Source organism: Cohnella sp. GCM10012308 (assembly GCF_042649185.1).
Taxonomy (GTDB): Bacteria; Bacillota; Bacilli; order Paenibacillales; family Paenibacillaceae; genus Cohnella.
Genome location: NZ_JBHRYU010000023.1, coordinates 73,709 through 86,154, shown reverse-complemented (window position 1 = coordinate 86,154; position 12,446 = coordinate 73,709). Strand labels below are relative to the sequence as shown.

The window sequence follows — 12,446 nt, the reverse complement described above, 5'->3', positions numbered from 1 at the left end:
CGTCGCCGACTACGTCACCAACAGCGTCGCCGACTACGTCACCAACAGCGTCGCCGACTACGTCACCAACAGCGTCGCCGACTACGTCACCAACAGCGTCGCCGACTACGTCACCAACAGCGTCGCCAACGACATCACCAACCACATCTCCAACCACATCACCAACTACGTCACCAACTACGTCACCAACAACGTCGCCAACGACAGAACCGACGGCGGCACCGGTCACCGTGCCAGGCGCGCCTACGATCGTAGCCGCCGTCGGCGGAGACCGCCAGGCCATCGTTCACTTTACGCCGCCGACCGACGACGGCGGCAGTGCGATCACGGGCTACAAGGTCGCATCTACCGACGGCTCGTTCACGGCGACGGGGGACAGCAGCCCGATCGCGGTGACCGGCCTGACCAACGGCACGCCATACGCCTTTGTCGTCCAAGCGATCAACGCAGCGGGAACCTCGGCGGCTTCGCAGGCTTCGAGCGTCGTCGTTCCGCGGGTGCCTGACGTACAGGTCACGCCGACGATCGGCGCCGTCACTTCGTCCGGATTTACCATCCGACTGAATCCGGCGATCCAGAATCTGGATGCGCTAAGCTTCGTTCTGAAGGACTCAAGCGCAGCCAACGTTCCCGTGGATATGGTTACGGCGGATACGGACGGGACGTACCGGGTGTGGGCGCAGCTCGGCGAAGGCCAGACTTATAAGGTGACGTTGGCGGAGGAAGGGTACGCCTTCGCCGCGGATGCTGCCGTTACCGTCCCCGCGACGGACAAGTCCGAGATTCCGGCGAGCGTGACTTGGGTTGCCCATTACGGGTTCCTCCTGACCTTCGGGAGCCAGGTCGATCACCTTTTCGCGAGAGAGATCGTGCTCAAAGACGGACAAGGCAACCGTGTCGTCATCCCGTCGGTCACCGAGAAGGTTGCGGGCTCCAGTTACCTCGTAAGCGTGCCGCTGTCCGGGCAGCAGCGCTATTCGTTCCAGATCGCCTGGGCCGATAACAAGGTCGCAGCCGGCGGCTTCGACATGACGCATACGATCGCGGTCGCAGCGACGGTCAAGTCCGTTCAGAACACCGGGTTCACGGTGAAGCTGAACGTCGCGCTGCCGGGTCTGACCGCCGGCGACTTCGCGCTTGCGGACGATCAGGGCGCAGCGATTACCCTCACATCGGCCACGACGGCCGATCAGGGCGCGAGCTACCAGATCGAGGCATCGCTGAGCAGCAGCCGTATATATACGCTTGGCATGACGAGCGCCGGGTACGATTTCGGCACGATTCCGACCTTCCGAATCGCGAACGTCACCATTTCGCCGTGGGGGCAGGACGATGTGTTCGCGGGCTTCAACCCAAGCGTCGGCTCGGCCTTGACGCATAGCAACTTCAGCGTGACGGACGCCGCAGGCAACCTTGTGACGTTCACGGTCAGCTGGTACGCGCCTCAGCAGTTTTATCTGCTTCACTTCGCGAGGGAGGCCGCGCAGAGCTATTATGTGCGCATCCTGATCCCGGGCTACGACTTCGGCGATCCCAAGATCATTCGTCCTACTTCCTTTAATTACATTGAAGCAGCATCCTCCTCGGGCTTCAGACTGACGCTGAACCCCGCGATGAATTATGCATCGTCCGACTTCGTGCTGAAAAACAGCGCCGATCAGACTGTACCCATCGGATCCGTGACGAAGAACGGGAACGGCGCTTCGTATGACTTTACGGCAAGTCTCAGCCCTGGCGCATACACGCTGTCCCTGCAATCGAACCCGAGTACGGAGTTGCCGCTCGTATGGATTCCGCTCGAGACGCGGCTGACGGCAACTGCAGCGTCCAACAACGTCTTTACGGTTCGGCTCGGCATCGCCGTCGACGGCATCGAGACAAATGGATTCAGGCTGAAAGATGCCAATAACAACTATTATTATCCCGAATCGGTCTCGACGGAAGACCATGGTCAGTCCTACCGGGTTGTGATGGGCGGCGCAGGCTTGGCTGCAGGCGGGTACACGCTGACGCTTAGCGGATCGCTTCCCTCGGGAACGCCTTATCAGTCGGACGCGCAGGCGACGCTCGTCGTGCCGGAGACAGCCGATGTGACGGGCGCCGTCATTACGGACGTATCGACGGGCGGTTTCACCGTCACGTTTAACCATCCGGTGCCAGGATTGCAACCGTCCGACCTCAGCCTTGCGGATTCGACCGGAGCGGCTGTCCCGAACTTCGCGCTGGCGACGGAGGACGGGGGCCTGAGCTACCTCGTGACGGCGACGCTGATTCGCGACAAGACCTATAAAGCCGTTTTCGCAAAAAGCTTCTTCGCATTTGATGCGTCCAATTCGTTCTACGTGAACAAAAGCGCGTCCGTCCGCGTCGGCAATGTCACGCCGAACGGATTCACGCTGTATTTAACGCCGGCTTTGCCGGATCTGAGTGCCGCCAGGGTCGTCATTACGGACGCGCAGCATCAGGAGCTGTACGAAGCGCTGACGACATCCGACGGCGGCGCGAGCTACCGGGCCGACTTCGGCAACCTGAACCTGCTGGGCTGGGGCAAGACGTATGACGTCGCGGTGAACCAGCCGGGCTATACGACCGCGTCCATCCGGATTACGACGCCGGTCATCGTATCCGTGGCGAGCAAGTCGGCCGCGCAGCTCACGCTGAATTTTAACGTGGCGGTTCCCGGTCTGACCAAGGCCAACTTCAAGCTCGTAGACGATGCGGGAGCGGTCGTGCCGATCAGCGCGGCAGAGACCGCCGATGACGGCCTGAGCTATACCGTCAAGGCATCCATGCCGGAGGGCAAGCTGTACTGGGTCACCTATTTGCCGAACGAGGACTATCAGCTCTACGATCCGCTGCGCATTACCGTCGTGAAGAACGTGGGCGCCACGGTGTCGAGTCCTTCCCTCTACGGCTTCACGCTGACGTTCAGCGAGCCGGTGCCGGGGCTCCGGGCGATGGACTTTACCTTGAAAAACAGTCAAGGGGTGCGTCTGCCGACCGGTCAATATACGATCTCGACGGCCGATCAAGGCAAGACGTACCGGATCGCCTATCAGCTGGCCTTCGCGGATACGTATACGGTGACGCTGTCGAGCGACGAATACGGCACCTATCAGGACAAGTACGCGCTGGCTTCGCCGGTCAGCTTCGACATCCCGAAGCCGGGCGTCGTTCAGCTCCTTTCCAAGAACAATACGTCCATTCTGCTCAGCATCGACCATGAGCTGGAGCTGACGGCAGCGAACTTCATCCTGAAGGACGGCGACGGAGAACTTGTGTCGTTTACGGTCAACCAGGTATCCGCCGGCATATTCACGCTGAACGCAGACCTGTCGCAGCCGGTGGCGTACACGCTTCAAATCGTGTATCCGGGGTACGATTTCGGGCCCGCCATCACGATTTCGGACGCTATTCTTGTCGAGACCCTTTTGACGAATCAGTCGCAGAAAGGCTTCACGCTGAACTTTTCGCCGGCGATTCCGGGGCTCGCGGCGGCGGATATCGCGATCGAAGACGCAGACGGTCATCTTGTCGGCGCGACGGCCGCGTCCACGGCGGACTTCGGCAAGAGCTACCGGATCCTGGCGCCGCTGACCGGCGGGACGACCTATACGGTGACCGTGACCAAGGCGAATTACAATCCGGAAAAGGCCGGATTCACGCTTATCGCCAACGGCGCATCGATCGACAATCTAAGCCTTCAGGGCTTCCGATTGAACCTGCTGAAGAAGCACGTTTTCGGCCATGTCGAAGTTCGGGTATTGGACGCTTCGGGCGAGCGGCAGACGATCCGGAGCCTGTATTCGACGGACCAGGGCTTCAGCTACGAGGTAGGCATCGCGCTGACGCCTAACGAGACGTATACCGTTCAAGTGGAAAACGTGGATATCAACAACGCGACCCCGGGCAACGACTACGGCGCAGATCTGGCGATCCAAGTCGTGCATGTCGACGCCAGCTACGGCGGCGTGGTGCCGGGCAGCAACGGCAGCAAGGTGAAGGTCGCGTTCGATCCGGCCATGCCGGGCCTTGACGAGCGCAGCTTCCATCTCGTCGCTGGCCCCAAGGAGCTCCCGATCCTGGATGCCGTAACCGAGGACGGCGGCCAGACCTACGAGTTGACGGCGCTGTTCGCGCAGGGCAACGTTTACAGCTTGTCGATCGTTAAGGACGGCTACGACTTCGGGGCGACGCTGACAGCCGAAGTGCCGGTCGGCGTCATCCAGAGCCTCTCGAACGTCGCGGCGAAGGAGATCCGGATCGCGTTCGGCCCAGCCGTCGCGGATCTGACAGCCGACAGCTTCACGATCAAGGACGATCTGGGCAACGATTGGACGGCCGATTCCGCGCTCACTTCGGACGGAGGCGCTACGTATGCCATATCGGCGGACTTTGCCGGCGGGCGAACGTATGCCTTGACGGCGGGCAAGCCGGGCTATGATTTCGGCACCCCGGTCTCGGCCTTTATCCCAAGCCAGATTGCGACGACGATCTCGGACGCAGGCACGAACGGCTTGACCGTATCCTTCAGTCCGGCCGTAGCGGGATTGACCGCGCAAGACTTCAGCCTGATCTCGGGCGGCGTATCGACGCCGGCGGCTTCCGCGACAACCGTGGACGGCGGGGCCAGCTATAGGCTGTCGGCCGCGCTGACCGGCGGCCAGTCGTACGCGTTGACTACGCAGCGATCCGGCTATGCATTTACGCCGACCGATTTCCACGTGGACATTCCGGTCCTGGCATCCGTGTCGGGCATGACGAAGACAGGCTTTACGCTGAAGCTCGATACAGCCGTCGCCGGATTGAACGCGACAGACCTCCAGCTTCGCGATCGTCAGTACCAGCCGGTAGCGGTGAGTAGCATGACGACGGCGGACCAAGGTCTGACCTATACCGTCCGCGCGAGTCTGACGGAGAGCGAGACCTACAGCCTGACCGTGTCGAAAAACGGATACGGGTTCGGCGCAGGCCTGTCGTTCCAGGTGCCGATTCCCGTAGCGGCGAATCTGGATTACGTATCCGAGCAGGGCTTGACGATCCATCTCGGAACGCCTGTCGCGGGAATTGCTGCAAGCGACCTGAACCTGTCGGACAGCGATGGCACGCCTGTCGCGATCGCGGCTGTGACGACCGCGGACGACGGCGCCTCCTACCGGGTGACCGCAGCGCTCAAGTCCGGTTCGGACTACAAGCTCGAATTGCTCAAAGCCGGATACAACTTCGGCGCTGCATTGACGGCAAGCGTGCAGGAAACGATCGCGGTGCGCCTCGCGAGCACCGGGGAGTCGACCTTCCGCTTCGACCTCAGCCGTCCCGTACCGCATCTGAACGGCGCTTACGTCAAGCTGACGGACGCAGACGGCCGTGCGTACACATTCGGCAGCGGCAACGATTTGTACGATCTGAGCGGCGCTATTTTCACAGGCTCGAGCTTCGAGCTGAAGTTCCGCCTCGAGACAGGCGCCAGCTATACGCTTGCGATCGCGGATCCGAACCATCCGTTCGGCGCGCCGATCGAAGTGATCAAGCCTTATGCGGTCGCGGCCGCAGTTAGCCAGCCGGTGCGAGGCGGCTTCAGCCTGACGCTAGGCTCGACCCAGGTCGAGCTCGCCGCGGCGGATATCGGCTTGTACACGCCGGAAGGAGACGCTGTGACCGGGGTCACGCTGACGGCAGGAGACCAAGCCGGCACCTATAAGGTCATCGGAGATATCGTCGAGGGCATGGATTACACCTTGAAGCTTCGCAAAAAGGGCTACGACTTCGGTGCGGACATCGCGTTCCACGTGCCTGTCAAGGTCGCGGCCACGGTATCGAATCCGGATACGAACGGATTTACCGTCAAGCTCGATCCTGGCGTCAAGGACGCGAAGTTCTCCCTTACGCGAGGCGGACAGACCCTTGCCGTTCAATCCGCGACGACGACGGACGGCGGATATACGTACCAGATTAAGGCGAATGTTGGCGTCAATACGGAATACCTGCTCGTCGTGAGCAAGGACGGATATGACTTTGGCACGCAGCTCACCGTGAACAACGCGGCCGTCGAGCCTGCATTGCTGAACGCCGTGACCGATGAGATCGGGAACAAAATCGTCCTGAGCTTCGACAGGCCGATCTCCACGGTTCCGACGTCGGCGCAGTTTTCGGTCAAATACAATAACAGCTGGCTGAGCGGGATCGGCAAGAGCCTGGGCTCGGATCCGACCCAGATTATTCTGCAGCTGGATCCGTACACGCTGATTAGCCCCTCGGACAAGGTGTATGTGACTTTCTCCGGCAAGAATACGGTCAAGGCGGTCAACGGAACCTACCTGGCCGCATTCAGCGACGCAATCGTGCTGGTCGGCACGACGGCGCTGGGCTACGCGACGACGCAGGCCAGATCCGACGGCGCACCGACGGCGCGGAAGCTGAAGGACGGCTTCAAGCTGAGCGCGCAGGAGGCAGCCGACATCATGCGCGTCGCGGGCTTCCAGACGAACAACTATGCGCAGGCGATCGCCGGCGTCTACGGCTTGAACGCGAGCCAGATGGCGCAGCTGTTCCGAAATATGCAGGCGGACGGGCTAACCGCGCTTGCCGGCCTGCTGCCGGCCGGATACAGCTTAATCAGCGCAGACATTTTCAAGACGCTCGTGGCGGCAGGCTATGAGGCGCCGATCTTCGTCCCGGCGCTGCGGTCCGCGGGATTCCAGAGCGACCGGATCGCGTCGCTGTTAAAGGAAGCCGGTCAGACCGACCGGGAGATCGCCGGCATTCTGTACGCCAACCTGACGGATCCGGCGGCCAAGACGGTCTCGACGCTTCGCAAGCTCGGCACGAGCACGGCCGATATCGTCCGTCTGCTGGGCGAGGTTTACGGATTGGCGCCTTCTGCGGCCTATAAGACGCTGAAGGATGCCGGCATCGGCATCGCCGACGCCGCGGCGGCGCTGTCGGCCGGTCAGGCCGGCAGCCCGGGCGCTTCAGCGGCCGTCAAGCTGCTGTACGGCGCCGGGTATACGCCGACGGAGATCGGTTCGGTTATCGCGGCGCCATACGGCATCGATAACGCCGCGTCTTTGGTTAACGTTTTGATCGCCGCGGGTCTGAGCGAAGAGCAGGTTTACGCCGCGGCCAGCCGCGCCTTTGCCGGCAAAGATGCGGCAGCGGGCATGCTACGCGCGGGAATTCCCTTCGGCCAGGTCCTGAGCGCCGTGAAGGCTGCGGGCGCTTCCGACGGCGCTGCGGTCATCGCCTACGCCTTCAAGCAGACGAACTTGGGCGTGAGCGAGCTCGCCGCAGCCATGAGGGCGGGCGGCTACGCCGTCGATCAGACGGCGTCGGCCGTTCTGGCGGCGGGTTACGGACTCGGCGAGCTTGCGGTCGTCTTCAAACAAGCTTACGAACTCGATATCCCGGCGGCCTACGGCTTGCTTCAGGACCGGTTCAGATACGCGTTCGCGTCTACGAATTCCGGCGCGGGCGCGCAATCTACGATTTTCAAGGCGATGACCGATGCGGGGTACGATCCTGCCCAACTAGCCAAGTATTATCTGGATCGGGTGTACAGCCGGAATATACCGTATGTCCTGCGGGAGATGAAGGCGGCCGTCATCGGTACGGACCAGGCGCTGCGCGCGATTCACGACATCGCCAAGTCGGACGGATATCCGCTGACGATCGACGGCGCCTTCCAATCGTTCGGGGGCGGCTACTATACGAGCGATGAGGTGCTGTCGGCCGTCCTGTACGCCTTCGCGGGCGATACCGACGTGACCCTCGACGTCCAGACGGTCGGCCTGGCCTTCTACAAGATCCGGCTGAGCGGCTGGTCGACCGGCTTCTACGACAGAGCTATGCAGCTGCGCAGCCGGATGGGCATGACGATGCAGCAGTGGATGGAGCTCGAGAAGTCGGACGGCCGGGTCAGCGGACCGGGCGTGCCGTCGACCTGGGGCATCATCCGGGATACGCTGTTGCTGTACGGCAGCAGTACGGCGACCATTCAGGATGTCGCGAATGCGATGAGCGTCTCCAGCCAGTTCACGCTGAGCGAGCTGATCCAGGGGCTTGACGATTACTTCGGCTCGGCGAATGTCAAAGGCATCATCGGCATTCTTAAAAATACCGGCATCCCGATGCAGACGATCCTGGCCGCGATCGAGTCGAATCCAAGGTACGGCAGCGGCTGGATCGACCGGTTCAAGCAATACGGCCTGACCGCCAGCGACGTGACCGTGTATTACAAGAACAAGGGCTTGACCAACGCCGAGATCGTGGGCAAGCTGAGCCCGTACACCATGAATGAGATCGTGCTTGTGCTGCGCGTCGATATGGGGCTGACGGCGGACCAGGCGTTGACGCTGCTCACCGCCTCCCACGACGTGCAGGCGGTCAGCCAGGCGATCGGCTACATCTATCGCGAAGCCGAGATCACCGTAGCGGCGAAGCTGCTTAAGCTTCAAGGCTTCAATGCCTCGGAGGTCGCCACTTACCTGAACAATCACGGCGTGAACGATCCGGGCAACCTGGCAAGCAATCTGGCGGCGGCAGGCTTCTCCAAGAGCGAAGTAACCGAGGTCGTGCTGCAGCGCAACAGCGGCGTCACCCAACTGCCAGCGGCCATCGCGGCGCTCAAGTCCGTGTTCGGGCAGCAGGAGGTTGGCCTCGCCGACATACTGGCGGGCGCAGCCGCCAATACGCCGGAGGAAGCATTGTCGTTCATGTCGACGCATCATTACGAGCTGCTCCAGATGGCCGTCGCCCTGAAGACGGTGTACGGCAAAACCTCCGGCGAAGCGACGTCGATCCTTAACGCCTACTTCGTCGGGAAAAGCAATTATACGCTCGGCGACGTGCTTAATAAGGTGACGCTGGCTTACAGTTCGACGGAGGAGAGCACGATTCTCGACGTGCTGTCTGCGCAAGGCGTGACGTCGCCCAAAGCGGCGATCGTCAAGCTGCGTCAGCTTGGTTACGACAAGGCGAACGGCGCGGTTAATCTCGCGGTTGTCGCACGCGTGCTGAAAAACGGTTACGGCCAGGATGCCGCGCAAGCTTCGGCTCTTCTGTTCGAGGACGCCGCTTACAATGCGGTGCAGATCAGCTATGGCGTGAACGAGGCTTATCATGCGAACGACGAGATCGGAAACGCCGCGAAACTGCTCGTCGGCGCGGGCATCACGGATGCCCGCTCGGCAGTGCGGTACTTAGCGGATCGGAGTGCGGGCATGGCCTTGACCGCGCGCGTGCTGAACGAGATTTACCACGCCGATATGCAGGCGGCTCTGACTTACATGAGCGCGATCTCCAACTACCGGCAGCAGGATATCCTCGTGGCGCTGCAGACGGCTTACGGTTCGGATCCGTTATCAAGCTATCTGGCCTTGATGAAGCAGCGGGGCGCCAATGCGTACGAGATTACGAACGAGCTGGAGAAGCAAGGACGCGTCTTCAGCGCCGAAGGACGCAGCTTCCTCATCGATACGCTGAAGTCGCTGGGCTACGACAAAGAGAGCATCATGTACGAAATTCTTACACGTTACAAGCCCTACAGCACCGAAGCCGACATCGCGCAGAACTTTGTGAGAGCGGGCTTCTCCGATGCCGCGAGCATGGCCGCGATGATGCTGAAGACGCGCTACAATCCGAACGAGGGCGCTACGCCGGTCCGCGTTCTCACGCTGGCGCTGCCGAACGCGACGCACGGCAGCATCGCGCAGGAGATGAAGAAGGCGGGCTTCACGGCGGAAGCGATCGTGAGCGGCATGCTGGCCTTCGGCTTCGACGATTCCGTCGCGGCGCTGCTGGGGAGCTTCGGCTTCTCGGCGAAGCGCGCGTCGGAGATTCTGCACAGCGCCCGCTACTCGACGGAAGGCAAAGTCGTCTGGCTGAAAAAACTGGGCTATCCGCTGGAAGATTACTTCGGCACCCTGGGCAACGGAAGCACGGATCTCGTCGTCATTTTGAAAAAACAGGGCTTCTCGGCCGTCCAGATCGCGCAGTCGCTCTACCGCGCGAATACGGAGCCGTTCCGGATGATCCAGTACCTGGACGAAGGCGGTTTCTCGGATCTGCCGACGCTGGTCGACGCTTATTATCAGTCGGGCGAGCCGATGATGTGGACGATTCACGATATCTACATTTACGGAACGTCGTACGGTGCGGGCACCAACCATCGCTGGCCGCTGATCGACGTCGTGCGGGAGCTGCAGAAGCACGAGTCGGTCTCGATGGTGGCGCTGGCAGGGCTGATCAATTATGCGAATGGTAATAAGTACGGCGAAACGTTCACGATCGTCAAGGCGTTGTCCGCTGCGGAGCAAGCGTCGTTGCGCAGCTCCCTTGGGATCGCCGCCGAGGTCGTCGGTGAACATGTGCCCAACATCGCGGGCTTGTCCATCATGCGGGCGATCGGCCTTAGCGCGAACCAAGCGGCCATCATCCTGAAAAACGAAGGCGGCGTGAGCGACTGGAAATTCGCAACGTTGATCCTCTTCATGTCGGGCTACGGCGTCACGGACGTCATTAATGCCGTATTCGACGCCTACCGGACGGAGATCGGCATCCAGGTGCTGATCGCTCTGTTCAGCTCCGGCGCGGGGCAGCTCATCAAGGATTGGGACAAGTACAAGTTCGTTATTGAGAAGATCGTTACGATTATCAGTAAGAACGTCAAGAATTGATCGGCTGAACGAACAGAGAGGGCACTAATCCGAATCTCGTTAAAATACGTCTCTCCCCCTGGATGCCAAGCGCATCCGTGGGGCGGGGGCGTTTTTTTTGTGGTTTCGGGGGGACTTGTTGGACAGAGGATCCGCTATTTGGACCGTATGCATCTGATTCCGCACGGCGGCGGACCGTAGATCCGTTATTCGTGGAATTGTGGCCATTTACGCCCTCACTTTACTCCATTAACGTACCGTATGTCCGGATGGCGCTCCAGACGATGGGTTTTTGAGTAAATAACGGATTGTGTGTCCGAGTGCAGGGAGCGGGCGGAGCTCATGCCAAGCTGTCGAAAGTTACTTAAAGTCGAAAGTTACTTAAAGTCGTAGGAGGGCGCGGTCTACGTACTGTGGACGGGAGCTGTGCGCAAATCGCGGGCGAGGCAGAAAGGCAGACAGGCCGACAAGCTCTGGCGGTCGCCGACGGGAATGCTGGCAATCGCATCGCAAATGCTGGCGTCGCAGCGCAAAAAGGAGGCTGACGGCAGCCTCCTTTTTGCTACATGCATATTGACCTGCGTGATCCTCGCCCTGCGTCTCGCCCTACACCGGCGTGCTCACCGGCGCCACCGACTTGCGCACGATCAGCTTGTTCGGCGTGATGATCTTCCGGCGCTCCTGCTTGGGATTTTCGATAATCGAAGCGAGCAGGCGCGCGGCTTCCTTGCCCATGAGCTCCTCTTCCTGGCTGATGCAGGTCGGAGGGACGCTCGACAGCGCCGACAGCTCGTAGTTGTCGAAGAAGACGATCGACAGCTGCCCGGGCACCTGGATGCCGATCTCGCGGGCGGCCTCGATCACCGTCAAGCCGACCGCGGCATTGATGGCGAAGACGGCGGTCATGTCCGGATTCTGCCGCAGGAAGGCTTGAATCTCCTCCTTGATTCCCGGGTCCGCCTCGCCGTCCTTCAGCACGGCGTTGATCCGTTCGCCGTCGAAGTGATGCAGGCGAAGCCGATGCTCGACGGGGATCTGATGCTCCGCGAGCGCCTTTTCGTAGCCGACCAGACGGTCCTCGATGCTCGTCGTCCCCTGATAAGCCGTCGAGATGAAGCCAATCCGGTTATGGCCGTTCTCGATCAGATGCGCGGTCGCTTTGTGGGCGCCGTCCACGTTGTCCGAGCAGACGCAGTTCGTCTCGATTCCCCGCAGGTAGCGGTCCACCACGACGAGCGGGAATTCGTTCAGCGTGAGCCGCAGAATCTCTTCGCTATAAGACTCTCCGTCGACCGGGAAAACGATAATGCCTTTTACGCCGAGCTGAATGACTTCGCGCAGCACTTCTTTTTCGGTCTCCTGAGAGTCGTCCGTCTTGCAGAAGAGCAGCCTGTAATTCAACTTGGTCAGCTCGCTCTCGATGCCGCTGAGCAGTTGGGCGGTAAACGTGTTCCCGAGCCTCGGCATCAGATAGGCGACGAGCTGCTTTTCCTCCGCTTGCGGCTGCTCGCCCTCCTGATACAGCTTGGGTTCGCCGGCAAGATCGCGCGAGACGAAGGAGCCTTTACCCTGAATCCGGTAGATCAGGTTATCCTCGATTAATTGCGCGAGCGCGTTCTTAACCGTGATCCGGCTGACGTTGAACTGCTCCGCGAACTCGTTTTCAGAAGGCAATCTGTCTCCAGGCTTCCACACCTTGTCCGATATTTGCTTAAATACGTAGTCTCGTATTTGCGTATATAACGGGACGCGCTGCACGGCCTTATTCATCATTAACACTCCTAACATTTTCTA

The 12,446-nt window shown here is 60.7% G+C and carries 3 protein-coding genes; 1 reads left to right on the top strand and 2 read right to left on the bottom strand.

The window, feature by feature from the left end:
• Positions 1-229, bottom strand: a 229-nt coding sequence (locus tag ACFOTD_RS22280) for a hypothetical protein (RefSeq protein WP_378122138.1), incomplete at its 3' end; no start/stop codon positions are given.
• 1 nt (position 230) lies between these two features.
• On the opposite strand from ACFOTD_RS22280, the gene ACFOTD_RS22275 reads away from it, so the two are divergent.
• Complete coding sequence (locus ACFOTD_RS22275; protein ID WP_378122137.1) at positions 231-10,673, top strand: fibronectin type III domain-containing protein; 10,443 nt, start codon at positions 231-233, stop codon at positions 10,671-10,673.
• Positions 10,674-11,258: 585 nt separating this feature from the next.
• Here the strand turns inward: ACFOTD_RS22275 and ACFOTD_RS22270 are convergent.
• Positions 11,259-12,422: a GntR family transcriptional regulator gene (locus ACFOTD_RS22270; protein ID WP_378122136.1), complete on the bottom strand. Its 1,164-nt coding sequence runs from the start codon at positions 12,420-12,422 to the stop codon at positions 11,259-11,261.
• Positions 12,423-12,446 lie beyond the last annotated feature (24 nt).